General features: G+C 63.1%; 28 protein-coding genes and 1 pseudogene. 18 read left to right on the top strand and 11 right to left on the bottom strand.

Annotation, left to right across the window (positions count from 1 at the left end):
• Positions 1–8 precede the first annotated feature (8 nt).
• Positions 9–445: pseudogene (locus C8D77_RS07260) on the bottom strand (VOC family protein).
• A gap of 210 nt (positions 446–655) precedes the next feature.
• Between C8D77_RS07260 and C8D77_RS07255 the strand changes: the two are divergent.
• From C8D77_RS07255 to C8D77_RS07225, 7 genes are all read left to right on the top strand, one after another.
• Positions 656–3,259 carry a bifunctional diguanylate cyclase/phosphodiesterase gene (locus C8D77_RS07255; RefSeq protein ID WP_206438742.1) on the top strand — a complete coding sequence of 868 codons (2,604 nt, stop codon included), beginning with the start codon at positions 656–658 and terminating at the stop codon, positions 3,257–3,259.
• 128 nt (positions 3,260–3,387) lie between these two features.
• The gene (locus tag C8D77_RS07250) at positions 3,388–4,287 is read left to right on the top strand and encodes a LysR family transcriptional regulator (protein ID WP_109660604.1); all 900 of its coding nucleotides are present in this window, start codon (positions 3,388–3,390) and stop codon (positions 4,285–4,287) included.
• Complete coding sequence (locus C8D77_RS07245; RefSeq protein WP_342770032.1) at positions 4,281–5,027, top strand: NADPH-dependent F420 reductase; 747 nt, start codon at positions 4,281–4,283, stop codon at positions 5,025–5,027. The genes C8D77_RS07250 and C8D77_RS07245 overlap by 7 nt, the downstream gene beginning before the upstream one ends.
• 154 nt (positions 5,028–5,181) lie before the next feature.
• Entirely contained in the window at positions 5,182–6,159 is a 978-nt protein-coding gene (locus tag C8D77_RS07240) for a glutathione S-transferase family protein (RefSeq protein WP_109660600.1), read from the top strand.
• Positions 6,159–6,755: an alpha/beta hydrolase gene (locus tag C8D77_RS07235; RefSeq protein ID WP_109660598.1), complete on the top strand. Its 597-nt coding sequence runs from the start codon at positions 6,159–6,161 to the stop codon at positions 6,753–6,755. Before C8D77_RS07240 ends, C8D77_RS07235 begins: the two co-directional genes overlap by 1 nt.
• A gap of 337 nt (positions 6,756–7,092) precedes the next feature.
• A complete protein-coding gene (locus C8D77_RS07230; protein WP_109660596.1) occupies positions 7,093–8,661 on the top strand; it encodes an FAD-dependent monooxygenase in 1,569 nt (522 codons plus the stop codon).
• 90 nt (positions 8,662–8,751) lie between these two features.
• Complete coding sequence (locus tag C8D77_RS07225; protein ID WP_109660594.1) at positions 8,752–9,405, top strand: glutathione S-transferase family protein; 654 nt, start codon at positions 8,752–8,754, stop codon at positions 9,403–9,405.
• Positions 9,406–9,470: 65 nt separating this feature from the next.
• Here C8D77_RS07225 and C8D77_RS07220 read toward each other — a convergent pair whose 3' ends face one another.
• Positions 9,471–9,824 (bottom strand): hypothetical protein, encoded by a 354-nt coding sequence (locus C8D77_RS07220; protein ID WP_109661393.1) that lies wholly within the window; start codon positions 9,822–9,824, stop codon positions 9,471–9,473.
• Between the two features lie 117 nt (positions 9,825–9,941).
• Positions 9,942–11,564 carry an ABC-F family ATP-binding cassette domain-containing protein gene (locus tag C8D77_RS07215; protein ID WP_109660593.1) on the bottom strand — a complete coding sequence of 541 codons (1,623 nt, stop codon included), beginning with the start codon at positions 11,562–11,564 and terminating at the stop codon, positions 9,942–9,944.
• A gap of 261 nt (positions 11,565–11,825) precedes the next feature.
• Here C8D77_RS07215 and C8D77_RS07210 point away from each other — a divergent pair, with 261 nt between their 5' ends.
• Positions 11,826–12,137, top strand: a complete 312-nt coding sequence (locus C8D77_RS07210; RefSeq protein WP_164757661.1) for a hypothetical protein — start codon at positions 11,826–11,828, stop codon at positions 12,135–12,137.
• Positions 12,138–12,185: 48 nt separating this feature from the next.
• On the opposite strand, the gene C8D77_RS07205 is transcribed toward C8D77_RS07210, so the two are convergent.
• On the bottom strand, positions 12,186–13,304 hold the full coding sequence (locus C8D77_RS07205) for a transporter substrate-binding domain-containing protein (protein WP_245951659.1): 1,119 nt from the start codon (positions 13,302–13,304) through the stop codon (positions 12,186–12,188).
• A gap of 364 nt (positions 13,305–13,668) precedes the next feature.
• Between C8D77_RS07205 and C8D77_RS07200 the strand changes: the two genes are divergently transcribed.
• Both C8D77_RS07200 and C8D77_RS07195 read left to right on the top strand, forming a co-directional pair.
• Positions 13,669–14,118, top strand: coding sequence for a hypothetical protein (locus C8D77_RS07200; protein WP_109660589.1), 450 nt, complete (start codon positions 13,669–13,671; stop codon positions 14,116–14,118).
• Between the two features lie 101 nt (positions 14,119–14,219).
• Positions 14,220–14,849, top strand: coding sequence for a glutathione S-transferase family protein (locus C8D77_RS07195; RefSeq protein ID WP_109660586.1), 630 nt, complete (start codon positions 14,220–14,222; stop codon positions 14,847–14,849).
• A gap of 5 nt (positions 14,850–14,854) precedes the next feature.
• Here the strand turns inward: C8D77_RS07195 and C8D77_RS07190 are convergent, their stop codons facing one another.
• A complete protein-coding gene (locus C8D77_RS07190; RefSeq protein WP_109660584.1) occupies positions 14,855–15,454 on the bottom strand; it encodes a YdeI/OmpD-associated family protein in 600 nt (199 codons plus the stop codon).
• 266 nt (positions 15,455–15,720) lie between these two features.
• On the opposite strand from C8D77_RS07190, the gene C8D77_RS07185 reads away from it, so the two are divergent.
• Positions 15,721–16,332 (top strand): hypothetical protein, encoded by a 612-nt coding sequence (locus tag C8D77_RS07185; protein WP_109660581.1) that lies wholly within the window; start codon positions 15,721–15,723, stop codon positions 16,330–16,332.
• 21 nt (positions 16,333–16,353) lie between these two features.
• Here the strand turns inward: C8D77_RS07185 and C8D77_RS07180 are convergent, their stop codons facing one another.
• Complete coding sequence (locus tag C8D77_RS07180) at positions 16,354–16,827, bottom strand: cupin domain-containing protein (RefSeq protein ID WP_109660579.1); 474 nt, start codon at positions 16,825–16,827, stop codon at positions 16,354–16,356.
• A gap of 65 nt (positions 16,828–16,892) precedes the next feature.
• Between C8D77_RS07180 and C8D77_RS07175 the strand changes: the two genes are divergently transcribed.
• Positions 16,893–17,354, top strand: a complete 462-nt coding sequence (locus C8D77_RS07175) for a MarR family winged helix-turn-helix transcriptional regulator (RefSeq protein ID WP_109660577.1) — start codon at positions 16,893–16,895, stop codon at positions 17,352–17,354.
• A 128-nt stretch (positions 17,355–17,482) separates the two neighbouring features.
• Complete coding sequence (locus tag C8D77_RS07170) at positions 17,483–18,211, top strand: SDR family oxidoreductase (protein WP_109660576.1); 729 nt, start codon at positions 17,483–17,485, stop codon at positions 18,209–18,211.
• A 16-nt stretch (positions 18,212–18,227) separates the two neighbouring features.
• On the opposite strand, the gene C8D77_RS07165 is transcribed toward C8D77_RS07170, so the two are convergent.
• Together C8D77_RS07165 and C8D77_RS07160 are read right to left on the bottom strand one after the other, a co-directional pair.
• Complete coding sequence (locus C8D77_RS07165) at positions 18,228–19,205, bottom strand: LysR family transcriptional regulator (protein WP_109660574.1); 978 nt, start codon at positions 19,203–19,205, stop codon at positions 18,228–18,230.
• Between the two features lie 16 nt (positions 19,206–19,221).
• The gene (locus C8D77_RS07160; protein WP_109660572.1) at positions 19,222–20,127 is read right to left on the bottom strand and encodes a S1C family serine protease; all 906 of its coding nucleotides are present in this window, start codon (positions 20,125–20,127) and stop codon (positions 19,222–19,224) included.
• A 232-nt stretch (positions 20,128–20,359) separates the two neighbouring features.
• Here C8D77_RS07160 and yghU point away from each other — a divergent pair, with 232 nt between their 5' ends.
• Positions 20,360–21,226 carry a glutathione-dependent disulfide-bond oxidoreductase gene (gene yghU / locus C8D77_RS07155; protein ID WP_109660570.1) on the top strand — a complete coding sequence of 289 codons (867 nt, stop codon included), beginning with the start codon at positions 20,360–20,362 and terminating at the stop codon, positions 21,224–21,226.
• A gap of 52 nt (positions 21,227–21,278) precedes the next feature.
• On the opposite strand, the gene C8D77_RS07150 is transcribed toward yghU, so the two are convergent.
• The 3 genes from C8D77_RS07150 to C8D77_RS07140 all read right to left on the bottom strand — a co-directional run bounded on the left by C8D77_RS07150 (position 21,279) and on the right by C8D77_RS07140 (position 23,459).
• Positions 21,279–22,073, bottom strand: a complete 795-nt coding sequence (locus C8D77_RS07150) for a hypothetical protein (RefSeq protein ID WP_109661389.1) — start codon at positions 22,071–22,073, stop codon at positions 21,279–21,281.
• 303 nt (positions 22,074–22,376) lie between these two features.
• Entirely contained in the window at positions 22,377–22,679 is a 303-nt protein-coding gene (locus C8D77_RS07145) for a DUF1236 domain-containing protein (RefSeq protein WP_109660568.1), read from the bottom strand.
• A gap of 561 nt (positions 22,680–23,240) precedes the next feature.
• A complete protein-coding gene (locus C8D77_RS07140) occupies positions 23,241–23,459 on the bottom strand; it encodes a hypothetical protein (protein WP_245951657.1) in 219 nt (72 codons plus the stop codon).
• Between the two features lie 242 nt (positions 23,460–23,701).
• On the opposite strand from C8D77_RS07140, the gene C8D77_RS07135 reads away from it, so the two are divergent.
• From C8D77_RS07135 to C8D77_RS07120, 4 genes are all read left to right on the top strand, one after another.
• The gene (locus C8D77_RS07135) at positions 23,702–24,442 is read left to right on the top strand and encodes a sulfotransferase family protein (RefSeq protein ID WP_109661387.1); all 741 of its coding nucleotides are present in this window, start codon (positions 23,702–23,704) and stop codon (positions 24,440–24,442) included.
• Positions 24,443–24,654: 212 nt separating this feature from the next.
• A complete protein-coding gene (locus tag C8D77_RS07130; protein WP_164757760.1) occupies positions 24,655–25,713 on the top strand; it encodes a DUF535 family protein in 1,059 nt (352 codons plus the stop codon).
• A 210-nt stretch (positions 25,714–25,923) separates the two neighbouring features.
• Positions 25,924–26,130: a hypothetical protein gene (locus C8D77_RS07125; RefSeq protein WP_109660562.1), complete on the top strand. Its 207-nt coding sequence runs from the start codon at positions 25,924–25,926 to the stop codon at positions 26,128–26,130.
• A 75-nt stretch (positions 26,131–26,205) separates the two neighbouring features.
• Complete coding sequence (locus C8D77_RS07120; protein WP_109660560.1) at positions 26,206–26,472, top strand: hypothetical protein; 267 nt, start codon at positions 26,206–26,208, stop codon at positions 26,470–26,472.
• The last annotated feature ends 173 nt before the right edge of the window (positions 26,473–26,645 follow it).

The raw sequence follows: 26,645 nt of genomic DNA, 5'->3' as shown, positions 1-26,645 counted from the left end.
TATTGCGCTCAACTGAGTTCTTGGGCGAGGCCGATGAGAAGCCCTCCAGGCCCACGGATGTAGCAGAGCCGATACGCGTCTAGATACTGCACGACTTCACCGACGAGCTGCGCGCCGCGCCTGCGGAGCCTTTCAAGCGTCTCGTCGATGTCGTCCACGGTGAACATGACCCGGAGGTAGCCTAGGGCGTTGACCGGGGCGTTCCGGTGATCTCGACGACAGGCGGCGTGAGGAAACGGGAGAGCTCGAGCCGGCTGTGGCCGTCCGGCGTGCGCATCATGGCAATCTCGACATGCTGATCGCCCAGTCCAGTGACACGTCCGGCCCACTCTCCTTCGATCGTGGCCCGCCCTTCGAGCTCGAGGCCGAGTTCGCGAAAGAAATCAATCGTCTCTCCGATGTCTTCGACGACGATCCCCACGTTGTCCATCCGCCTGAGCGCCATGTTCCATCTCCAAGGTGTCGTTCCAATCTACAAGGTGTCGCATGGTCCAACAACGGACGCTCGAGATCCCTCAACACCGATAGATGCTGAAACTTCCCGCCAGCCTGGAAGGGCAAATTTAAGCGTTTGCTACTAGATTCGACCAGTGGGCTGTTGTTCAGGAAAGGTATTCGGGTCGAATTGGTTACAACGGAACTCAGTCTCGGCCGCGTGAGACAGGCCGTTTTTTCTTCCGCCAATTTGCCGGCGGCGATTGCTTTTGTCGTGCTTTTGGTCTGCGCCGTCTTTGCCGACCAGCAAAACAGCAGGGTCTCGGATCAGCTGGCGCGCGCCGATGTGCTGGCCAAGGTCAACATCATCCGCGCCAAGCTCGAAGGCAACATAGGCGGAAATCTCCAGCTTGTTCAGGGCCTCGTCTCGATCATCGTCACGGAGCCCTATATGGGCCAGCAGAGATTTGCCTCGCTCGCGGGCAATCTGTTCCAGCAGAAATCGCAATTGCGCAACATCGCCGGCGCGCCCGACCTCGTCATCTCGCTGATGTACCCGATGGAAGGCAACGAGAAGGCGATCGGGCTCGACTATCGCAAGAACGAGGCGCAACGCAGGGCAGCGCTTCGGGCGCGCGACCAGCACGTGCTGGTGTTTGCCGGGCCGGTCGATCTGGCGCAAGGCGGGCGCGGCTTCATCGGGCGCATTCCGGTCTTCGTGCCGACGGCGGGCGGCGGCAGCCGCTTCTGGGGCATCGTCTCGGCAGTGGTCGATGTCGACCGGCTCTACGCGGCGAGCGGGCTGACCAACTCGGAACTCGACATCGATGTCGCGCTCACCGGCGCGGATGCGCTCGGCGGCGGCGGCAAACGTTTCTTTGGCGGCGACAATGTCGTGGCCGGCAACCCCGTGTCTGCCGATGTGCAGTTGCCTTCAGGCTCCTGGCGGATTTCGGCCATACCCAAGGGTGGCTGGCCGGCTGCGCCGAAGAATGAGTGGCTGCTGAGGGCGCTCATGGCGCTCGCTGGCGCGCTGGTGGTGCTGCCTATCCTCGTTGCCGGGCGGCTGTTCGGTGAAAGGCAGAAACACTATGCCGAGCTGAGACGCCTGTCCGGGCGCCTGGAGCTGGCGCTGGAAGCCTCGGGCATCGGCGTTTGGGAACACGACCTCGCCACCAACGAAATGGTGTGGGATGACCGCGTCAACGAAATCTACGGCAAGCCAGCCGACGGCAAGCCACGCGGTTATGATGACTGGGCGCAGGCGATCCATCCCGAAGACATCGAGCGGGCCAAGCGGGACTTCGATTCGGCCGCCGCGAAAAAAGGCCTCTACTCCTCACAATACCGGCTCCTGCGCCCCGACGGCACGGTCCGCCATGTGCGCACGCGCGCCAGTTTCTTCCAGGATATCGACGGCACGCCAAAGCTGATCGGCGCCGAATGGGACGTGACCAGCGACGTGCTGCTCAACGAGACCCTTGTGCGCGAGCGCCAATTGACGGAATCGAAGAACGCCGAGCTTAATCTTGCCAAGGCGCATATCGAGCATGCGGCACTGCACGATTCGCTCACTGGCCTGCCCAATCGCCGCTATCTCGATGAGCTGCTGGCCGAAAATGGCGAACCCGACCGCCACACGGCGCTGCTGCATCTCGACCTCGACCGCTTCAAGCAAATCAACGACACGCTCGGCCACGCCGCCGGCGATGCCATGCTGATGCATGCCTCGAATGTCATCAAGGCCAATGCGGACGCAGCCGATTTCGTTGCGCGCATCGGCGGCGACGAGTTCGTCGTGGTGAGCCATGGGCTTGACGACGACCAGCTCTCGGCGCTCGCCGACCGCATCATCGAGGCGATGCGCCAGCCTGTCGACTATCGCGGCCATCCGTGCCGGTTCGGAGTGAGTATCGGCATTGCCGCCAACAGTGGCGTCGATGCCAGGCAACTGCTCGTCAACGCCGATCTCGCGCTCTACCGGGCGAAAAGCCGAGGCCGCAACCGCTACGAGTTCTTCAACGAAGAGCTGCAGAGCGAGATCGTGCGGACCAAGCAGATCGCCGATGAGATCCTGGGCGGGCTGGAGCGGAACGAATTCATCGCCTACTATCAGCCGCAGTTCGACGCCAGGACGCTCGAGATCGTCGGCGTCGAGGCGTTGTCGCGCTGGAAGCATCCGCAACGCGGCATCCTGGCCCCCGACGCCTACCTGAAGGTGGCCGAAGAGCTCAATGTCGTGGCGTTGATCGACCGCATCGTCCTCAAACACGCGCTGGAGAATTTCGAGCGTTGGTCGCACAGCCATCTCAACATCCCGCGCGTGTCGGTCAACGTCTCGGCCAGGCGCCTGGAGGACAAGGACTTGATCGAGGGCCTGCGCAAGCTCGCCATCAAGCCGGGAACCGTATCGTTCGAGCTGGTGGAGTCCATCTTCCTCGACGAGAACGATGATCTGGTCACCTGGAACATCGAGCACATCAAGGATCTCGGCATCGACATCGAGATCGACGATTTCGGCACCGGCTATGCCTCGATCGTCTCGCTGCTCAAGCTGCGGCCGCGCCGCCTCAAGATCGACCGCCAACTGATCACGCCCATCACCGGCTCGATGGCGCAGCGGCACCTGGTGGCGTCGATCATCGAGATCGGCAAATCGCTCGGCATCGAGGTGGTTGCCGAAGGCGTTGAGACGATGGAGCATGCACGCATCCTGAAAGAGCTCGGCTGCGATATCCTGCAAGGCTACTTTTTTGGCCGCCCGATGGAGGCCAAGGCCTTCAAGGCTTTCGCCCAGTCGCGCAAATGGCTAGCCGCGGGCTAATTTGTCCGCTTCGCGCCGATCGCCATCGAGAAACTCGTCCAAGATCCGACCGTATTTCATAAAACCCTTCGCACTGTTTGCGATTATGGTGGGTGCTCAAAGAGTCTCCGCGCTTGAGGTTCCCCAGTATGGACAGACTGGCATGCGACCGGATGTTCGTCGCGGTCATTGAGCGCCGCAGCCTGTCCGGCGCGGCGCAAAAGCTCGGCGTGAGTTCGGGCCAGGCGTCCAAGCTGGTTTCCCGGCTCGAGGAAGAACTGGGCGTGCAGTTGCTCCACCGCACGACCCGCTCCGTATCGCCCACGGAAGCCGGCCGCGCCTATTTCGAGCGGATCAAAGGCCTGCTCGAAGAAATGGACGAACTCGATTCCACCATCCGCAGCGCTTCTGGGGAACCGCGGGGGCGGCTGGTCATGTCCGTGCCGATTACTTTTGGCACCCAGGTCCTTGCGCCGCTTTTGGCCGAATTCGCGCGGGCGCATCCGCTGATCGAGCTCGACGTGTCGTTCTCCGATCGCATGGTCAATCTGGTGGAGGAAGGTTTCGACCTTGCCTTGCGCATCGGCACCTTGCGCGACAGCAGCCTCATTGCGCGAAAGCTTTGCCCGATCCGGCTGGTGACGACGGCAGCATCATCCTATCTCACGGCATTTGGTGCTCCGGATCGTCCCGAGGACGTTGCCGGACACGCCTGCATTCTCGACACCAACTTCGCCGACGGGGCCAGCTGGCGTTTTGCCCACGGCTTGACGGTGCCAATCCGCGGCCGGCTGCGCTTTTCCAACGCCGAGGCCTGTGCGGCCGCGGCTGCGATCGGTCTGGGTCTGGTGCAGGGTCCGAGCTTCGTCGCCGGCGAGCGCATTCGGAGCGGCCAGCTCATTCCGGTGCTGGCCGACCACGAGGCCGACCCGATGGCTCTCTGGGCCGTCTACACCACCGGCCGGCACCTGGCGGCCAAGGTGCGGGTGATGGTGGATTTCCTGGTCTCGCATTTCCAGGACAGCCCGCCCTGGGACCAAGGTTGGTAGACTTTCCATTTTGGAAGAAATCTTCTGCAATTTTGCTGGATAATAATCGATCCGGAACAGATGCATATTCCCGTCATCGCCGCAGGGCAAAGCTGACAGGAGCACAGAACATGACACTCGCAATCATCGGTACCGGCAATATGGCCAAAGGCCTCGCCACGGTCTTTTCACGCGCCGGCAACGCCGTGGTCTTCGGCTCGCGCGATCCCTCGGAGGCCGCTTCGGTCGCCGCTGGCTTTAGCGGCACCGTCTCCGCCGCCTCGATCCGGGATGCCGTGGCCAAGGCCGACATCATCTTCCTCGCCGTGCCGTACAGCGCCGCGGCCGAAGTGGTGAAGGCGGCTGGCGACCTGGCGGGCAAGATCGTCGTTGACCTGACCAATCCCATGAAGGCCGATTTTTCCGGCCTGGCCATCGGCTTTTCGACCAGCGCCGCGGAAGAAATCGCGCGGCTCGCCCCGCGGGCCAAGGTGGTTAAAGGCTTCAATACGCTGTTTGCCTCGGTGCTGCAGAATGGCGGCCAGGTCGCCGACATCCCGGCAACGGTACTGCTCGCAGGCGACGACGCCGACGCTGTCACCGAGGTCGAGGCGCTGGTGAATTCAGCCGGCCTCAAGGCCATCGTCGCCGGTCCCCTGGCAGCGTCGCGCAACATTGAAGCCGTGGCCGCTCTCAACATTGGGCTCGGCTATGGCCAGGGTAAAGGCACCAATATCGCTCCGACCTGGGTCGGCATCTAATAACCCAGGCACTCATCGCTCCCCGGCGACGATGGCCGGAGAGCGACATAAGGCAACAAATAGCAAGCCGCGACGCGTCACTTGATATCGCCCAAGTGACGCGCCGCTGCACCCGTGGACAATCCCCCGGCGATTGCGGTGAAGGACGAAGACTATGCTCATTGAAGGAAAATGGACGGCCAACTGGCAGCCGGTGCAGGCCACCGATGCCAAAGGCGGCTTCGTCAGGCAGATTTCCGGCTTTCGCAACTGGGTGACGCCCGACGGCAGCGCCGGGCCGACGGGTGATGCGGGCTTCGCCGCCGAAGCGGGCCGCTATCATCTCTATGTCGCGCTCATCTGCCCCTGGGCATCCCGCACGCTGATCGCGCGCAAGCTCAAGCGGCTCGAGGACGCCATTTCCGTCAGCATCGTCAACCCTCACCTGGATGATGAAGGCTGGGCGTTCGGCGGCTATCCCGGCACTGGCCCGGACGACATAAACGGTGCCCGCCATCTGCATGAAATCTACACCAGGGCCGACCCGCTCTATACCGGGCGGGCCACCGTGCCGGTGCTTTGGGACAAACAGCTGGGCACCATCGTCAACAATGAGAGCGCCGACATCGTGCGCATGTTCAATTCAGGCTTCGGTGACCTCGCCAGCGGGCCGGATCTCTATCCTGCACCGCTGCGGGCCGAGATCGACGCGCTCAACGCCGATATCTATCCGCGGCTCAACAACGGCGTCTATCGCGCCGGCTTCGCCACCACTCAGATCGCCTACGAAGAAGCCTTCGACGATGTGTTCTCGATGCTGGAGATCCTTGAGGCCCGGCTCGGCAAAGGTGGCCCCTTCCTCCTCGGCAACGCCCTTACCGAGGCCGACATCAGGCTGTTCGTCACGCTGGTACGGTTTGATGCCGCCTATCATGGCCTGTTCAAATGCAATCTGCGGCGCCTGGTCGACTATCCGGCGCTGAGTGCCTATCTGGCCGCGATTCTGGCCGTGTCGGGCGTCGCTGAGACCGTCAGCATCGAGCACATCAAGGCCGGCTACTATTCGATCAAGGCTCTCAACCCTAACGGCATCGTGCCGAAAGGGCCCGACCTGTCGGGCCTCGCACCCGTCTCCGTGACAGGACAGCACTGATGGATCGCGGCCTGGTCATTCTTTTGCACGGCGTCGGCAGCAACGGCGCCAATATGGCAGCGCTTGGGCGGGCGCTGGCACCCGCACTGCCCAGCTTCGTCTTCGAAAGCCCCGATGCGCCAGGCGGCAGCGGCCCGCGCCGTGAGTGGTTTAGCGTCATCGGCGTTACCGAGGTCAATCGGCCGGAGCGCGTCGTTGCGGCGCGGCCCGGCTTTGACGCGGTCATCGCCAATCTGATCGAGCAACATGGATTTTCGAATGCCGTTGACCGCGTTGTGCTGCTGGGGTTTTCCCAAGGCTCCATCGTGGCGCTCGACGCACTGGCCAGCGGGCGCTGGCCTGTCGGGGCGGTGGTCGCTTTCTCGGGGCGGCTGGCGTCCCCAGCGCCGCTTGTCCCTGCAACCGGCACCCCATTGCTCCTGATTCACGGCGGCGCCGATCCGGTCATGCCGTCAAGCGAGAGTGTGCGAGCGGCGGAGCTGCTGACGGCGGCCGGTGTCCATGCCAGGACGTCGATTGAACCCGGTCTGGGCCACCAGGTTTCGAACACCGGCCTCGCCGAGGCGGCCAGGTTTCTCAATGAGGTGCTGAGCTGACCGTCCAACCGCCCGACGACCGGACGGCAGCCAAGCGAAAGGCGGCTTTCGGGCAGTCAATGTTTGGGCCGATGGCACTACCCTCTTCACCACCGCCACCCGTTGCGGATCAATCGCCACATCGTTATATAGCCCGTGTCGGAAAAGGCAGACTTGGTTTGGTAAGCCCAAGTCCTTTCGCAGGCGAAATTCTTCGCCAGGGAAAGCTCTGGTCTTTGGCTTCGTGCACGAGATCCCCACGACGAACATCGGACGCTTGCCAAGCGTTCAATCGTTCGTCCGTGTGGTGCTCAAGCTTGAGGAACGCTCCGGTCGAACATCGACCAAGGAGTCTTCCATGTATGAGCGACATTCCCCTCTCTATGACGTCGTAATTGCCGGAGCCGGTCCCGTCGGCTTGTTTCTCGCCTGCGAACTGCGCCTCGCGAACCTCCGGGTCCTGGTGCTGGAGCAGGCCGAGGACCCGCGCTCCCCGTTGAAGCGGCTTCCGTTCGGCATGCGTGGCCTGTCAGCGCCCACTCTTGAAGCTTTCCACCGTCGCGGGCTGCTGAACGACATCGCGGCGCCGCAACGCACGAAAGACGACGCGGGCAGCGCTTCGGCTGGCGCCCATTGGATGCAGCAGGCGCGCCGCCCCGGCGGCCATTTTGCCGGCATCCAGTTCTACCACGACAGCATCGATGCCTCGAAGTGGTCGTATCGCCTGCCAGGTCCGGCCGGCACCAGCATGGCGGTCGAGATGGAGACCCTCGAAGCCGCCCTGGCCGCCCGCGCAAGCGCGATGGGGGTCGAGATCAGGCGCGGCGTCGGCGTCGAAGACCTCGACCAGTCGGACGAGGACGTGACCGTTCGCGCCGGCAGCAAGGCTTTTCGCGGACGCTGGCTCGTCGGTTGCGATGGCGGCCGCAGCACGGTTCGCAAGGCTGGCGGCTTTGAGTTCGTCGGCACCGATCCCGAATTCACCGGCTATTCCGTCGAGGTCGAGATGGCCGATCCCGACAAGCTCAAACCGGGCCGCCACTACACGCCGACCGGCATGTATACTTACGCGCCGCCCGGGGTGATCGCGATGGTCGATTTCGACGGCGGCGCGTTCCACCGAACCCAGCCGGTCACGCTTGACCGGGTGCAGGCAGTGTTGCGGCATATTTCCGGCACCGACGTCACGGTGACGGCGCTCCGGCTGGCCACCACCTGGACGGATCGAGCCTACCAGGCGACCGCTTACCGCAAGGGGCGGGTGCTGCTCGCCGGTGACGCCGCGCACATCTATTCCCCCCTGGGTGGCCAGGGACTCAATCTCGGGCTCGGCGACGCGATGAACCTCGGCTGGAAGCTGGCTTCAACGATCCGTGGCGATGCGCCCGCCGGTCTGCTCGACAGCTATTTGAACGAACGGCATCCAGTGGGAGCGCAGGTCCTCGACTGGTCGCGCGCCCAGGTCGCGCTCATGCGGCCGAGCCGGAGTTCGCGTGCGCTCGAAGCCATCATCCGTGATCTCGTCGACACGCGCGACGGCGCGACATACTTCGCCGAGCGCGTCTGGGGCGTCTCTCTCCGCTACGATCTTGACGGCAGCCACCCACTGGTGGGCCGCAGCGCACCGGACTTCGAGCTGGTCGACGGGACGAGGCTGGGAGAACGCCTCAGGAACGGGCAAGGCCTGCTTCTGTGCTTCGACGTCAGCCCTCCCCTTCAGGCGCTTGCAAGCCGCTGGAGCGGGCGGATCGCCTATGCCGCAAGCGACGCCAAGGATCGGCTCGGCTTGAGCGCTGTCCTCGTGCGCCCCGATGGCTTCGTCGCCTGGGCCGCTGACGCTGAGCCTGACCTGGAGGGAGCTGCGCAGGCCGCATCGCGGTGGTTTGGCGAACCCGAAAAGGTTCGGCACGCGAAATCCCATGGCTAAAACGAGGTAAGGTGTCGGGAGTAGCGCCGGTCGTTCGTCCTCTGGAGGCAAAGCCAAGAACTGGACACCTGACAACCCCGGAGCTTTCCAATGACTGCCACCATCACAGCCTTTGAACGGTCGCCCGATGGCGGCAAGGGACTGGCGCGTGATACGCGCGTTCGCTGGGCGCTGGAAGAAGTGGGCCAACCCTACGAGGTTCGTCTTGTTTCGTTCAGGGCGATGAAGGAACCCGCACATCTGGCGCTTCATCCTTTCGGGCAGATTCCGACCTACGAAGAAGGCGATCTCGGCTTGTTCGAGACGGGGGCGATCGTGTTCCATATCGCGGAGCGCCATGCAGGCCTGTTGCCGGACGACGCGAATGCCCGGGTGCGTGCGATCACATGGATGTTCGCCGCGCTCAGCACGGTGGAGCCGCCGATCCTTGAGCTCGCAACCGCCAGGATCCATGAGGCCGACAAGTCCTGGACCGCGCAACGCATGCCTCTCGTCGAGGATCGCGTCCGTAACCGGCTTGGCCAACTTTCCCGTCGCCTTGGCGATGCCGACTGGCTCGATGGCACGTTCAGCGCCGGCGACCTGATGATGGTGTCGGTGCTGCTCCGGTTGAGAGCCTCGGGTATCCTGGACGACTATCCGAACCTCTCCGCCTATGTCACCCGCGGCGAAGCGCGGCCCGCCTACAAGCGTGCCTTTGAGGCGCAATTGGCGGTCAACGCCGGCAAGCAACCGACCGGCTGATGCGGGCCTTTCTGGGAGCCCTTCGCTGGCACCTCCGCTTCGTCGCGAAGGAGACTGTCGCGTGACTATGGATATTTCTGATTTACCCTCGCAGGGTTCAAATCGCCCTGCAGCTCCTGCGGCAGCGGTAGGCTTGAGCATTGCAAGTGCACCTCGCGGGCGACCAACTTTCGTTGCTTCTGCTCGTGCTCCTTGACGGCTGCCAGTATCCCCAACCCGTACGGGCCAAGCGCGACGAATGCCCAACCCGGGTGCTGTTTTTCGCGAGCGTCGTAGTCCAAAGCCGCCGCCCTGGCTTGCTGGCATTGCGGCGACGCCCATTTCTGGTCCTGCTGCGAAAGCGACGCCCCATAATCGACCGGAGAGGTCGCGCATCCAGCAACTGTCGCGGCCAATGCGACGGTCATGGCAATTCTCATCCCGAAGCCCTTCCTAAGCATTGTGGAGAGTACACAGAACTCTTCTTCCCACAAGCAGATCGCCGCGATGCTTGGACACCGACCGGATGACCGTCGTGGGGCAATAGCCGCAGGTCCTTAGCTCCTCAACCCCGGCGCTTCCTGCCCGGTGCGCTCGACATATTCCGTATAGCCGCCGCCATAGGTGTGGATGCCTTCGGGCGTCAGCTCCAGCACGCGGTTGGAAAGGGCTGCCAGAAAGTGCCGATCGTGCGAGACGAACAGCATGGTGCCTTCATACTGCGAGAGCGCGGTGATCAGCATCTCCTTGGTGGCGATGTCGAGATGGTTGGTCGGCTCGTCCAGCACCAGCAGGTTGGGCGGGTCGAACAGCATCAGTGCCATCACCAGCCGCGCCTTCTCGCCGCCTGACAGAACGCGGCACTTCTTCTCGATCTCGTCGCCGGAAAAGCCGAAGCAGCCGGCAAGTGCCCTGAGCGGCGCCTGACCGGCCTGGGGGAATGCATCTTCCAGCGTCTGGAACACGGTGCGCTCGCCTTCCAGCACTTCCATGGCGTGCTGAGCGAAATAGCCCATCTTCACGCTAGGCCCCCGCGCGACCGTGCCGGTGTCGGGGTCGGAAGCGCCGGCGACCAGCTTCAGAAGCGTCGACTTGCCGGCGCCATTGACGCCCATGATGCACCAGCGTTCGCGGCGGCGGACCTGGAAGTCGAGCCCCTCATAGATGGAGCGGCTGCCATAGCCCTTGTGGACGTTCTTCAGCGTGACGACATCCTCGCCGCAGCGCGGCGCCGGCTGGAAATCGAAGGAAACGGTCTGGCGGCGCTTGGGCGGCTCGACGCGATCGATCTTATCCAGCTTCTTCACCCGGCTCTGCACCTGGGCGGCATGCGAGGCGCGTGCCTTGAAGCGCTCGATGAAGGCGATCTCCTTGGCCAGCATGGCCTGCTGGCGCTCGAACTGCGCCTGCTGCTGCTTGTCGGCGATGGCACGCTGCTGCTGGTAGAATTCGTAGTCTCCCGAATAGGCGGTCAGCGAACCGCCATCGATCTCGACCACCTTGTTGACGATGCGGTTCATGAACTCGCGGTCATGCGAGGTCATCAGCAGCGCGCCGTCATAATTCTTCAGGAAGGATTCCAGCCAGATCAGGCTTTCCAGGTCGAGATGGTTGCTCGGCTCGTCGAGCAGCATGGCGTCGGGCCGCATCAGCAGAATGCGCGCCAGCGCGACGCGCATCTTCCAGCCGCCAGAGAGTTTTCCGACATCGCCGTCCATCATCTCCTGCGAGAAGCCGAGACCGTCGAGCACCTCGCGGGCGCGGCCGTCGAGCGCATAGCCGTCGAGCTCCTCGAAGCGGTGCTGTGCCTCGCCATATTTTTCGATGATCTCGTCCATCTGGTCGGCCTGGTCGGGATCGGCCATGGCCGCCTCGAGCGCTGCCATTTCAGCCGCGACTTCAGAGACCGGACCGGCGCCGTTCATCACTTCGGCGACAGCGCTGTGGCCTTCCATGTCGCCGACATCCTGGCTGAAATAGCCGATGGTGACGCCACGATCGACCTGCACCTGGCCTTCGTCGGGCTGCTCCTGGCCGGTGATCATGCGAAACAGCGTCGTCTTGCCGGCGCCATTGGGGCCGACGAGGCCGATCTTCTCACCCTTCTGCAGGGACGCCGACGCTTCGATGAAGACAAGCTGACGGCCGTTCTGCTTGCTGATGCTTTCCAGTCTGATCATGCGGTTTCCGGGGCTGAGCCTGCGATGAAAGGATTTGCCCGGCGCCTTACGCGAAGGATGGCCGCAAAGGAAGAGGCGCAAGCGCCGCAGACCGCGGAACGCTCTTCCTTCTCCCTTGTGAGAGAAGGGAAAACCCGCCAGACACACTCCAGAAACAAGATTCAACACTCCGGAAAAACTGGCGAAAAAATCCCCTGTCATAACCATCCCCGCGGCGGCCGAAGCGGGCCGCGGCACAACGCCAAGGGATGGTCCCGAAACATGCAACGACGTTCGACCGGATGGATAGGGGCCCTGACAGGCATTTCGCTTGCCATGCTTGCGGTCGCGCAGCCGGGTGCGGCAGCGGCGGTTACCCGAAGCGAATATTGCAGCCGGCTCGGTCTTCAACTCGACGGGGCCATTCAAACGAAAGCCGACCCCGGAGCCAACGCCAGGGAGATCGCCGAGGCAACCGCGCTCCAGGACAAGGCGAACCGGTTTTGTGCCGAGCGCAAGCAGGCACAAGGCATCAGGACCTTCGCCAACGCCCTGAAGCTTCTTGGAGTGACACCGGTCGACCTGAACCAGTGAACGACAGCCGTCAACTCTTGCGCGTCACGGGCGCAGGTTCCCGCCGGGCTACTTTTCGCCCAGATACTGGAAAACGGCCTGCTTCCACCAATCGCTTTCGACGGTCTGTAGCAAGGCGACATCGAGTGGCTTGCGCAACGGGCTGCCGAGCGGCAGCGCCATAGCATATTGCTGGTGGTCGAAGGTCGCGTCGAGAACTTGGAGGCTCGTCGCGTAGTTCTGCCCCACCAGCCAGCTAAGCAGTGGTTTGTCGTGAACCAGCGCATCGATCTTGCCGGCACGCAGCGCATCGAGGCCTTCCTTGACGGAGGCAAAATCCTGATAGCGTATCTGGGTCGAATCCAGATAGGAGGCCGTCGACGAGCTCTGCACCGCGCCGACCCTGACCGCGGCAAGATCGCCCTCGCCCTGCACCATTCCTTCCATCTGCGTTATCGTCAGCACCGATGTGACGCCCGCAGTAAACACCGCGATCGCAATGATCGATCCCATCATCCAGATCGCGGCCAGCACCCGTCCCGGCACGGTGCGCGGGCCGAAGTCGCCGGTGCTGGCCTGTGTCGCGGCGATAGTCGACCACCACATGCTGGAAAACAGGCCCTTGGCGATGCCGCCACCGAAATCGTCATTGTGCCGGCGTTCGAACATCCAGATCAGAACGCCGACGACGACCGATATGACGATCAGCGCCAGTACCGCTTGCAGGAAGCCGAACGAGGTCAGCGCATGCAGCACCGGCCGCCAGGACGGTTGATTGTTGAGCGGTGTCGCGATGCCGAGCCCGGTCGAGAAAAAGGGTTGCGTGAAATCGACGGCCTTTTCGCGGTCGGCAGTGACCGTGATCGCGGCCATCGCCACATCGAACCTGCCGCTGACAATGCCATCGATCTGGTCCTGCACAGTCGGCACTTCGGCATAGCGGAAGCGAAGATTGAGCCGCCCTGCCATTTTCTGCCAGAGGTCGATGCTCAATCCGGACCAACTGCCGTCCTGCAGCTTGAACGCGAAAGGCGGTGCCTCCTTTATCCCGACCGATATTTCTTTTGAAGGCAAGGCCGAGGGCGAAGCCGGGTCGGGCGAAGTCTGGGCAAGCGTGGCGCCGGCTCCGACACACACGGCGACGACAGTGAGAACGAGCGCCATCGTCCACGAAGCAATTCTTCCCAACGGCAACGACTCCCAGCGCCTGCCGCCCAACCATCGCGGCTTTCGAGAGGGTAGCCGCCGTGCCGTCCTTCGTCCACCGGCGATGGCGGCGCCCACCGCCCGACGCACAATGGCCATACTATTATTCCTCGTGAAAACAGCAGTTTATGGCAATTTAGCGATTCAGATGCTGAGAAGTCTCATGCGTGTCAACTCGACTCATGGCGCCGCGGCCGCTAACAGTCCGGTCCGATGGACACGATGCGGGATAACGGCCTGCGATGCTCAAGCTTGATCTCCTGGCGCTGGGCGGGCTGTTGCTGACGCCCGGACCAACCAACATCCTTTTGGCTTTTTCGACCGTTTCGTCCGGCGCACGGTGCCGATGCTGGGTGCGGCCGTGCTTGCCTATATGGCGATTACCCTTGCGGTTGCCGCAATTGTCGCCCTGATCCCGGCGGGCAACCAGATTGAACTGCGGACCGGCGTGAGGATCTGTGCGGTGCTGTGGCTGCTCTGGCTCGCCTACAGCGTCTGGACCACGAAGGACGACGGCGTCGAGATCCGGCTGGTGACGGTGAGGCAGGTTTTCGCCACCACGCTCATCAATCCCAAGGCGATGATCGTCGCCGTGCTGGTTCAATCCGAGGGCATGACAGCCCAGCTTCTGACAACGATCGCGGCTCTGGTCGGTCTTGCGGGAGCGGCCTGGCTCGTCGTCGGCCTGATGGTTCGCCGCAGCGGTTCAAACCTGCTCAGCCAGCGATCGCTGCGACAAGCCAGCGCCATCTGCCTTGCCGGCTTCGGCATCATCCTTGCCGGCAGCAGTTTTTAGCGCCGGCCTCGCACCGACGTCCGATGCCCCGCGCAGGAATCGGGTGGCGGGCGGCGGGGCCGCATGCGAAACGCTAGCCCCTCGCCGCAAAAGGATGGGCCATGCTCACGCTCCACGACTATTTGCCATCGCAAAATGGCTGGAAAGTCCGGGTCCTCCTGGGGCTGCTCGACATCGCCTATGACAGTCGCCTTGTCTCGATTTTCGAGGGCGAGAGCCGCACCGACGCCTTCCTTGCTCTCAATCCGGCCGGTGCGGTTCCCGTGCTTCAGCTCGAAGACGGCAGCGCCATCGCTGAATCCAATGCGATCCTCACCTACCTCGCCGAAGGAACGCCGTTCCTGCCTTCGGACCGCTATCGGCGCGCCAAGATCATGCAGTGGCTGTTCTTCGAGCAATACAATGTCGAGCCGGTCATCGGCTCGCTGCGCTTCTGGACCTTGACCGGAAGGCTCGAGCGCAACCAGGACATGGTTGCGGGCAAGCGCGAAGCCGGGGCCCGCACCCTCGCCGCACTCAACCGCAGCCTTGGCGATGCCCCGTTTCTCATTGGCGACGATTTCACGATCGCGGATATCGCCGTCTATGCCTACGCCCATCGCGCCGAGGATTGCGGCTTCTCGCTGACGGGCTATCCGGCTTTCGCCGCGTGGACTGGCCGCGTGCGCGACGCCATCGGTTCTGGCCATCCGGTCCATCCCTACAGCATCGATCCGCACTCGGGCGCCTGAGGGGCTTACTTCCTGCCCTGCGGATGGATCGTCTCGCCACGCTTCAACATCGCCACAAAAGTCTCGATCTTCTTCTTGCGTCCAGCCTCGGTCTTCATGTTGTGGGTGCGGAAGGCGAGCGCGAAGCGGTTCTGCGCGCTGAGCTTTGCCAGCATCGCCTTCGCCGCCGGCTCGGCGTCGATGGCAGCCTGCAGGTCATCGGGGATTTTCATCTCCTTGCCGCTGCCGTAGGCGCGCGCCCAGCGCCCGTCGGCCTTGGCCGCCTCGACCTGTTTCAGCCCATGCTCGGTCATGCGGCCCTCCTCGACCAGCCGCGCGACGTTGTCGATGTTGATCAGGCTCCAGATGCTCTTCCTGCCGCGCGGCGTGTAGCGCTGCAGGAAACTCTTGTCGTCCAGCCCCTTGCGCACCGCATCGATCCAGCCGAAGCACAGCACCACCTCGATGGCTTCCTTGGGCGTGATCGACTTCAGTCCCGACCCCGCCTTGTGCACCTTGATCCACACTTCGCTTTCCGTGGCGTGGTGCTTGCCGAGCCAGGCGTGGAAGCTGGCCGGATCCGGAAACTCGTGGACTTTGTCGGGATCGACTTTGACCGGCGCCATCAGTTGGCCTGCCTGTTCGGTGTCGCTCGCGCCATCATGTCCCCTGTCTTCACTGTCATCCCGCCTCCGGCATCATGCCCATCGTCATCGACCAGAATGGCACGAGTCGCTGTCAGTTTCCGGCAGCAAACTTGTCGGGCGCGTACGGCGTACCTTCGCGCCCCCTCGACCTGAACATTTTTCTCCCGGCCCCGCTGTAGAAAATCTCGGAATACCTGCCATGCTCGTGCTCGGGCACGCCATCTCGCTCCCGGGGGGAATACGACATGAAATCTCCGCTCCTCGCCCTTGCCTTTTTGCTGCCGACCATGGCCCTCGCCGAACCGATCGAAACCCGGAAAATCATCACCGCGGTGACCGGCGACTTCAATGGCGATGGCGCCGTCGACCTTGCCATGGTGGTCGAGACAGAGCCCGGCCATCCGATGGACGTTCACTTCTTCCTCCGGGACAAGGAGCACAATTACCTCAAGCCCGTTGAAATCGTGCACGGGCAGATCCTCGGCGAATGGAACAACTACGACCACCCGGGCAACGAGAACTCCGACACCGAGCCGGAACTGACGATGCTGCCCAACGGCTCGATCAAATTCTACCTGCCGGCGATGGAGATCGGCAGCGAACGGACCGACATGACGCTGACCATCGCCTGGCGCAACGGCGCCTTCATCGTCGCCGGCTTTGCCTATGACCATTATGACTATATGGAGGAGAATGCCGAAAGCGCCTGCGAGTACAATGTGCTGACCGGCAAAGGCACCAGCAGCGAAAAGCAGCCGGACGGCAGCACGAAGCACAAGACCGTCTCGGTCGAAGGCCAGACCATCGCCTTCAAGGACTGGACCCCGGGCACCACCTTCACCGCTTGCGGCGAATGACCGGCGCCTCTTCGACCGACTTCAACTCGGTGGCGGCGCTGCAGGCGTCAGCCCGTGGCGGCGCATGATGTCCATCATCCTGGCCTTGTCCGGCGGACCGCCGGCGGCGGCGTTGAGCAGGCCGAAAGCCTCGCGGAAATAGTCCGGGCCGATCGCCGCCGGTGTGACGACGCACAGCGCCTTCGCATCCGTGCTGCCATTGTTGTCGAAGCGATGGACTGCGCCACGCGGAATGCACAGCGCCTCTCCTGGTCCGACCTCGATCGGCTTGCCGTCGACGGTCCAGGTCAGCACACCGTCAATGCCATAGATCGTCTCTTCATAGTGGTCGTGGCTGTGCGCCGGCGCCGGCAGCCGCTGCGCGCCCGGTACCATCAGCTCGAAGGCAGCAACGCTGCCGTTCGAATTGTCGCCCGTTACCAGGAAGCGAACCGACAGACCCGTGGTGCCGATGATTTCATTGGCTGGATTGACCTGAAGATTCATGACTGACATTGCGCAAACCCCTCCGGTAAATTACATTTACTAGCTATCAGTAAACTCAATTTACCGGATCGTCAATGGCCACCTCAGCGGAAGTTCTGCAGACCAAGACCGAGAACCTGCTAATCGGCGCCCTGCTGCGCGTGCCGGCACAAGCGATCCAGCGACGGCTGATCAAGGAACTCAACGCCGCCGGTTTCGACGAATTGCGCCTGCCGCATATGGCGGTGTTGCAGTTTCCCGGACCGGACGGCGCGCGGCCCGGCACCATCGCCGAGCGTGCCGGCATGAGCAAACAGGCCATCAACCAACTGCTCAGCAGTCTCGAAGGTTACGGCTATCTGGTTCGCTCCGACATTCCCGGCGACGGCGGTGCGCGCGTGGTGCGGTCCACCGAACGCGGCCATGCTGCCTTCTGGAAAATGGTCGATATCCTGCGCGAGATCGAGGAGGAGTGGCGCATCGAACTTGGGCCGGAGCGCTTTGCCCAGCTGAAAGCTTTGCTGTTTGTCGTCTGGGAAAGTCCGCTGGTGCGCTGAGCCAGAGACGGCGCTCGTCCGCCCTGCTCCATCGGCCTTTCCGATGGCGCTATCGGTTTCTTCCGGTTCCTTCTGTCGCGCCGAACTGCCAATCCATGCCCTTGTCATCCAAGCAAAGGCAGAGCGAAATGAGCATTTCAAATCAGAAAATCCTGATCGTCGGCGGCGGCTCCGGCATGGGTCTGGCGCTGGCCAGGCGCTGCCTTGAGGCCGGCATCGAGGTGATCATCGCCGGGCGTGGCGAGGATCGGCTGCAACAGGCGCGCGAAGCGCTGGGCAATCCAGCCGACCTGGATGTGGCGATCGTCGACGTCACCCGGGAAGACCAGGTCGCCGCACTTTTCGCGCGCATCGGCGGGCTCAACCACATCGTCAGCACCGCCGCCGACATTGAAGGCGCCTACCAGCTGTTGCCGGAGCTTGACCTGAAGGCAGCGCAAAAGGTGGTTGAGAGCAAGCTGTATGGCCCGCTGCTGCTCGCCAAGCACGGCGCACCGCGGCTGGCAGCGACCGGTTCGATGACCTTCGTTTCCGGCATTGCCGCCTACCGGCCGGCCGCGCGCGGTTCCGTCGTTGCATCAGTCAATGCGGCGCTCGAAGGGCTGGTGCGGGCGCTGGCCGTGGAGCTCGCGCCAATCCGCGTCAATGCCGTGTCACCCGGCTGGGTCGACACCACGATCTGGGCGCAGGTGGCCGGCGATCGTAAGGACGAGACGCTGGCCGCGATGGCCGGGCGGCTGCCGGTCGGAAGGATCGGCCAACCCGACGACATCGCCGACGCCATCGCCTTCCTGATAAGCAATGGCTTTACGACGGGAACGACGCTGCATGTCGAGGGCGGCCATCGGTTGATCTAGGCCGCCGCTGCTTCCGTCAGGAGTTGTTTGCAAACAAGGCCTTGGAGCGGTTAGCCGATTCAAGTCCTGAACCGGTCCTGTCGGGCGACGCAACCGGCACCAGCGTGTCGCGCGCGGCAGTGAGAAATTGCTTGAGCGCCGGCGGCTGGACGCGGCGGCGGCGCCAGATCATCGCCAGCGGCGCTGTCAGCACCTGGCCGGGCCATGGCATTTCGACGAGGTCGCCACGCGCCAGCGCATCGCCGACGGCAAGGCGCGGCACGAGACCCAGCCCCGTGCCGGCCGCCACCAGCCGCGCAATGGCGCCGATGCTGCCGAGCTCAGCGGCAAGTCTGGGTGCGGCAACGCCCGCCTCGGCAAAGGCCGTGTCGAACATGTGCCGGTAGATGCATCCGGGCTCCGTTGCCACGAAGGAGAGCGTGGCAAGGGCGGCCAGGTCATGCTCTGCTCTGCGCTGCCCCGGAGCCGCGACCAGCACCAGCGGTTCGGCCGCTATTGTGCGCCTGGCGAGGCGTTCATCGGCGGTGCTCTTCCTCCCCACATCACGACGGTCGAAGCAGAAGGCGACGTCGATGTCGCCATCCTCCAGCAGGTGCCGCAGCGTGCCGCTGTCCGTCACCTTCATCCGCACGGCTATCTCGGGATGGCCGGCCTGGAACGCCGGCAGCCAGGGCGCCAGCCGTGCCGAGGCGATCGTCTCCAGCGCGCCGATGGTCACATGTCCGCCCGTCCGTCCGGCCGCAGCCTGCACGGCCGCGCGCGCCTCGCCATTGAGCCGCAACAGGTCCTCGGCGATCGGCTTCAGCGCCAGCCCCGCCGGCGTCAGCTCAAGGCCGGACTTCGTACGCGTGAACAGGGCCGCACCAAGCTCCGTTTCGAGCGTCTGGATCTGGTCGCTGACGCTGGATTGCGCGAGGTGGACCGTCTCGGCGGCACGCGTGATGTTGCGGCTTCGCGCCACCGCCAGGAAAGTCTTGAGCAGTCTCGGATGCATGGCGTGGCTGACGCGCCTACTGCAGCTGTGGCTTCTTGAGAAAGCTGCCGCGGTCGGCCGACTTGACGCGCAGCCAGGTTTCGCGGCCGTCGCGCAGCACCCGCATCGGGATCTCGGCGCCGGCCGAGCCGCTCTCCCACAGCTTGCGATAGAAATCGGCCAGCCCATCGACCGCGCCGTCGCGGATGTCGGAGATGATGTCGCCCTGGCGCAGGCCGGCCTTGGCCGCCGGGCCGCCTTCGGTCACGCTCATCACCACCACCTTGCCGTCGCTTTCGGCCGACAAGGCGCCGAGCCACGGGCGCGGCGGCTTGGCCACCTGGCCACGCGTCAGGAGATCGTCGAGAATCGGCGGCAACAGATCGATCGGCACCACCATGTTGATATCGGCGACTTCGCCGTTGCGGCTCATCTGCAGGCGCAGCGAACCGATGCCGAGCAGCGAGCCATCGGCGCCGAACAGCCCGGCGCCGCCCCAGGACGGATGTGCCGGCGCAATGAAGATCGCCTCGTCGAGCAGATACTCCCAATAGCCGGCGAATTCCTGCTTGGTGACGATCCTGGCCTGCACCGACTGGCCAATGCCGTCGGCCAGCACGACGGCGTCGCCGATCCTGGCCTTGCCGGCATCGCCCAGCGCCACGGCCGGCAGGCCGAGCGGCGCCAGCGCCTGCACCAGGCCGAAGCCCGATTCCTGGTCATAGGCCAGCGCGTGCGCGGGGATGACGCGGCCGTCATGGCTGGTCAGCCAGACCTCCTCCGCTTCGGTGATGAGATAGCCGATGGTCAGCACCAGCCCGTCATTGCGAATGACGACGCCGCTGCCTTCCCTGAGCGTGCCGAGCGCCCCGGCCGTAAAGGCATCTTCGGGAACGGTGGCCCGCACGGCAACGACCGAGCGCGGATTGGGATTGATGGTCATGCTTTTGTCCTGCGATGCAATGCTCTGGCGACGCGATACCTCTTATACCTATGCCGCATGGGAGATGGTGCAAGGGGTGTGGTGCTGACCTCATCCCCCGCGCAGGGGAAGCTCCGTGCAGCGGCGGCATAAAACAATAGTTCAACGCAAGTTGAACTTCCCCATCCGCAGCCCTAGCTTTAGGCGGACCTGCCCATCCTTTCCCCAAGCCCCCAAGACACGAGGCCCCGAGATGACCGAATACACCCCGCCGAAAGTATGGACCTGGAACAAGCCGAGTGGCGGCGCCTTTGCCAGCATCAACCGGCCGATCGCAGGCCCCACGCATGACAAGGAACTGCCGGTCGGCAAGCATCCGCTGCAGCTCTATTCGCTGGCGACGCCGAATGGCGTCAAGGTGACGGTCATGCTGGAGGAGCTTCTGGCACGCGGCCACACGGGCGCCGAATATGATGCCTGGCTGATCAGGATCAACGATGGCGACCAGTTCGGCAGCGGCTTCGTCGAGGTCAACCCCAACTCCAAGATCCCCGCCTTGATGGACCGCAGCGGCGCCACGCCGGTGCGTATCTTCGAATCCGGTTCGATCCTGATCTACCTCGCCGAAAAATTCGGCGAATTCCTTCCCAGCGAACAGCCGGCGCGCGCCGAGGTGCTGTCCTGGCTGTTCTGGCAGATGGGCTCGGCGCCGTATCTGGGCGGCGGCTTCGGCCATTTCTACGCCTATGCGCCGGAAAAGTTCGAATATGCCATCGACCGCTTCTCGATGGAGGTGAAGCGCCAGATGGACGTGCTCGACCGTCGGCTGGCCGAGACTGAATATCTCGGCGGCAAGGACTACTCCATCGCCGACATGGCGGTGTGGCCCTGGTATGGCGGGCTGGCGCTCGGCCGCATGTACAATGATTCCGCCGAGTTCCTGTCGGTGCAGGAGTACAAGCATGTGCGGCGTTGGGCGAAGGCGATCGACGCCCGCCCGGCGGTCAAGCGCGGCCGCATGGTCAACCGCGCCTTCGGCGAACCGGCCCTGCAGTTGCATGAGCGCCATGACGCCAGCGACTTCGACACGAACACGCAGGACAAGCTGGCGGCCGAGTGAGCTGAACAGCTAGCGCGCCGACCTCGCTCTCCTGCGAGGGAGGTTGGCAGCTTCAGCCCGCTCGTCTCTGCTCGACGGCCGACATCCACAGTCCGTCGATGTCGGCAAGAAACGTCTCGTCGATCTCGTCGAGATGGTTCCAGTACATGCCGTCCTCGTAGAAATAGCCGAGGTCCTTCTCGATCTCCTCGGCCTTTTCGGCCTTGTCGAGCCGGAGGCTGCCAAGAATGTCCGCCTTCATTTCGGCAATCCGCGTGAGCGAAAGGCCGCCAAGCGCGTCGAAGGCGAGCCTGGGAAACACCAGCCGGCTGCGCGGCAGGTCGGACAGATTGATGCACAGGCAGCCGTGCTTCAACGCCTGGACGAGCAGGCGCGCCGACTTGGCCTCGAGGTTGCGCAGGGTGACGTCGTCGCGCAGCGGGTCGGGACGGCCGATGCCGTAGAAATGCGTCTTGTCCGGCCGGTCGTAGATCATGTCGCAGCCAAGGAATGCCAGCACATCGGGTTTCTGGCTGTGAATGGTCCAATACGCAGCGGTCAGCGCCATCGTGGCGCCGGCATAGACGAAGCCACCGAAGGCGTTCTGCGCCGGGACATACTGCGTGGCGCTGAATATCCGAGCCTGTCGCAAGGTCGCGTCGTGGGGCAGCCGGTCCGACGGAAAATCGCCGGAATGGACGAGGAAATCCCAGTCGGGGCGCACTCGCCAGGCATTGTTGATGGCGACGATCCGGCTGAACGCCTGCTTCGGCCAGGGCTCGCAACGCACCGCGTCGGGCGCGCTGCCAAGCAGAAGCAGGATGCGGGGTGCGTCATCGCGAACAGTCTCGATGGGCGGGATGGTCATCGAAGGGCTTTCAGGTCTCGGCCGAAAGGCCGGCTGCACATCGATATATGCCGGCTCGCGAACGTTCGCGCGCTGCAACCCTGCACCCTGGCGGACGACTTTGCCAGCCCGATGCATGCGGCCGATCGCGCAGGCCGAGGCGATCGAGGCACAAGCCTGCCATGCGAAGACGCAGGGCAAACAGCCGCCGAACAGCCGATAAAGCCGGCCTCAAAAAGAAAGCCCGCCACCGACGCGGTGTCGGGGCGGGCTTTTCCCAAGGCAAGCCTGGCGTGGCGCGGGCACCCCCGCGTCAAGCATCAATCAATGCAAGACTTCAACTATCTGATGGGTATCGGGATCGACCAGGACGGTCTGGTCGTTGATCACCGCAACGCGATACTTGACGTTGGGCACTTCGCGCAATTCAACTGTGTCCGGCACCGGCGAGCCGAGCTTGAGCTCGACACCCAGAAGGTTCACCGACGCCAGCGGCTGCTTCTTGACGTATTCGCGAACGACCGTCTCCTGCTCCGGCTGGACGACGACGACATTTTCCGCCACGGCCACGCCCATGCCACCCATCAGGACGACCGCGGCCGCCGCACTCTTAATATAAAGTTTCATAACCATCTCCTACAGGTTGAATTCAAATTCCGCCCTGCATGGAAACTCCATCGCCGGCATGAGGTTCCATTTCAAATTCAGAATTCAAACATCACATGATCGGCTATAATAGTGATCGTGTGCTGATCATATATTCAGATTCAGGCGCGAGAATGGCTAAAAACCTCGCGTATAAATTGCGTCATTCGGATTGGATATTAATGCGGAGAGCGCATAAAACTGCTGGCGGTACGGCAGCCACAACGGCAAGCGCCCGTTTATCTGGAAAGGCGGCAGCCGGCAGCGACTGGACCGGCCTCTATATGCTCAATTGCCTTAGCATCAGCTAACGTAGAGCAGGCCATGTCGTTCCGGCCGCTGGTCTCAGCATCGCAGGAAAGCTCCGCACGAAAAAGGCCCGCCCTGCCGGGAGCAGAGCGAGCCTTGAACGGCGCCGGTGGAGATGGCAGCCTCACCCGGTCACGCCAGGAAAACGCGAAGCGTCAACACTGGTTCCGACCTTTGAGTTCTTGTGCGCACGGCGAATGAATGGGCCGTTTCAGCGAACCCGAGTGCCCGGCCTCAAAACCAGACACCGTCGCGATGCAGCGGCGGGACAGCGTCGACTGGATCCTGGCTTGTCGCGGCATGGTGCGCACGCCTGAAGATCAGCCTCACGACGAGCACGAAGTAGCCGACCTGCACAACAAGCAGCGTCACGATCGTCCAGGCAAATGCCTCCCAGAAAGAACTGGTGGCCATATAGGTCCAGACCGCGACAATGACGGCCGTGGCTGACATCCCCACAAGAAACTGTCCAAAATACATCGTTCCCCAAAATCGTCGAAACCGCCCGGTTCCAAACGACTCCCTGCCAAATTCCCGTTACCCGCGGACAACGTTCCATTATTTTAGCAACTTCGCAACTATGTGATCGCCCGTCCGGTACGCGCGCTCGAAATTTGTTGCGCGCCGGCCTGGTCGGGAGCAATTTGATGCTCACGGACTGGGGTAACGAAGAAAACAAGTCCGGGGATGGGGAAATGACGCTCAAACTGATCGGGGCCGGTTTCGGCCGCACTGGCACGTGGTCGACCTTTGCCGCGCTGAACAGGCTCGGCCTGCCTTCCTACCACATGCAGGAAGTGATCATGAACAAGGCCAACAAGGGCCATCTCGATTTCTGGCGCAAGGTGGCCAACAGCCCGGCGGGCAGCCAGCACGACTGGAACCGTGTGTTCGCCAACTATACGGCCACCGTCGACAATCCTGGCTGTTGCGTGTGGAAGGAACTGATGGCCGCCTACCCCGACGCCAAGGTGTTGCTGACGCTCCACCCGCGCGGCGCCGAAGCATGGTATGAGAGCACCATCGACACGATTTATTTCACCGAGACTGTCTGGCAGTTCAAGATCCTGGAATGGCTGACGCCCTTCGGCCGGAAATTCGGGGACATGTCGAGCAAGCTGGTGTGGGGCCGCACCCTGAAAGGCGTGATGGACGACCGCGCCAAGGCGGTGGCGCGCTACAACGCCTATATCGAGGAGGTGAAGGCGGCGGTGCCGCCGCAAAAGCTGCTGGTCTACAAGGTGACCGAAGGCTGGGGCCCACTTTGCGAGTTCCTCGGCGTGGCACTGCCCAACGAGCCCTTCCCCAACCTCAACGACCGCGAAACAATCAAGAAGATCATCCGCGACATCATCAAGGGCTCCTACATCATGCTGGGGCTGGCGATCGCGGCGATAGTGGCCGTGGTTGCGGCGCTGTGGTGGTGGCTAGGCTGACCTCCAGGCCGTCGGCAACCCAGATCCAGTCTTTGCCCGGCGGGCATGGGAACAAGCGCCCGGGAACCAGGACATGGGAGGAAGGAGACAGGCGACGCTCAGCCACTCTGATGTCTTGCGCCATAAAGCGCCTTCCACGCATCCCTGCAATGTCCACGTAATGCCCCGGAATTACCCCCACCGGCGAACGATCCAGCCGTGTGGGATGCATCTTGACCATCGAAACGAGCAAGCGTGCCTGGCTGCACGAGACTGTCGGCGTCGTCAGCCAGATCCTGGGCCTCTGCAGGCGCCTGGGCGCCGGGCAAGCCCGGGTGTTCCTGACCCGGTTCGCGTTGAAGCCAGTGAGCTTCTTCAAATGGTTCCGCTTCCTGTCCAGCTTCCGGCGGCGGCATAGGCTGGGCTGCCCCAATGACGATCTGTTGCGCAAGAAGCCCTACAAGTTCTTTGCCCTTGGTCTGTCAGGTCATCGCGGCTTCGATCTTCTGGCCGACCACTTCAATCTGGCGGCGGCGGGCCTGTCGCGAGAACTGCTGGAGGCGGCATGGCGCGGGCGGGCGATGGATATCGGCATGGTGAACGGGCGGCGCGATGCCTATGGCTTGAGCATGCTCCTCTCCGTCCATTCAGGCAGCAGCCACGAAGGCGCCTTCTCGATCAAGCTGACGCGGCAGAGCGACCGGCTCGATCTGGTTACGCTGAGCTTCATCCTCTACCGGATGGGCAACAGCCGCTACACGGTCGCCATCGGCGGGATCCAGGGCAGCCGGGAGTCTCGACGCGCCGTCATCGACGCCACGCGCGACCTGTGCGGCCTGCGCCCGAAGGATGCGGCGCTGCTGGTCATCGAAGGCATCGCGATCGGCGGCGGCGCCGGTCACTTTCTCGGCGTCTCCGACGCCAGGCACACCATCAATTTCCGCACACCGCAAAAGCGCCTCGGCAAGCATGCGGACATGGATGAATACTGGCTCGACCGTGGTGGATGCGAAGGCGGTGAATTCGGCTTCGCGATGCCGGTGCGGAACCATGATATCTCGCCACCGCTCGGCCGGCGCGAGTCCTGCAAGTTCGAATTCCTGACTATCGGCAGGACCCTGTTCGAACCGCGGCCCGCCTGCGCCGAGACGCAGACCGGCCCGCCGAGATGCGACGGCGTGTTGTCAATCGCTTCGGGTGTTGCCAAAACCACATTTTCCATGCCCGAATTCTTGGCGAAGACGCTTGGCCGGCTAAGTTTTTTGCTCGAGCATTATATCAGTTCTGACTAAAATAATGGAACGTCCAATGGACATTGCCGGAACCGAACAGGGCCCCTCGGACTTTTGCGTTTGGCATCTAAGACCTTGGTCCTACAGTAAAAAGCAAAAGTCCGACGTGACCGATTGAAGCCCGGACAAGGGAACATCGGGGCCTGCTTGTCGTTTGTCGCGAAGGCTCCGGCATGACAACAGCCGGCGCCCAATTCGGAGAACAGCGCGATGCCCCATCGGTCCACCATCATCAAGACAGGCCACGGCCCGGGCACGGCGATTGCCGTGCTTATGGTTGGATTGATGGCGGTGGGCTTCGTGTTCCTCGTTCTGGGCAGTTCGCTCTACTTCAGCGAGCCGCCCTCGGATCAACGCGCGCTGTCTTCCCCACCGGCCCGATCGATCCAGGCGGCGGATGGCAGAGCGGCAAACTGATCGCGTCCGCACCCACGGAACAAACAGCCGTCTTTCGAATTGGCATAAGCAACGACTAATAAAGGAGGATCCATAGTGAAGAACTTCATTCTTTCGGCCCTAGTCGCCATCTCCGTCGTGTCGCCCACGATCGTCGCTCCGGCGCAAGCCGCCAGCCTCGTCATTACGACGGACAACGGCGATACGGGCATGGGCCGTCATCATTGGCGTCGGTATCACGACCGTGATCATCATTGGCGCGGGCGTCACGACCGCCATTGCTTCGTGAAGGTCAGGAAGCAATGGCGCCATCACCACTGGGTGATCCAGAAGGTGCGCATCTGCGACTTCGACCGCTTCTGAGCGATGTCGAAATTACCGCCGCGCGAGGGTCATCGCAGGCTTCGTCTGGACGGAAGAACCTTGTCCATGGTCGCCGTCTGGAGCGCAGCGGTCGTCATGCTGATCCTGATGGTGGCCGGAACGGTCGGCTTCTGACGCCCGACAGCCTTTTATCCACCGAAGAGGTTTGACGG

Source organism: Mesorhizobium loti, assembly GCF_003148495.1.
Taxonomy (GTDB): domain Bacteria; phylum Pseudomonadota; class Alphaproteobacteria; order Rhizobiales; family Rhizobiaceae; genus Mesorhizobium; species Mesorhizobium loti.
The sequence above is the reverse complement of the archived record's forward strand: the minus strand, read 5'-3'. Positions and strand labels throughout refer to the sequence as shown.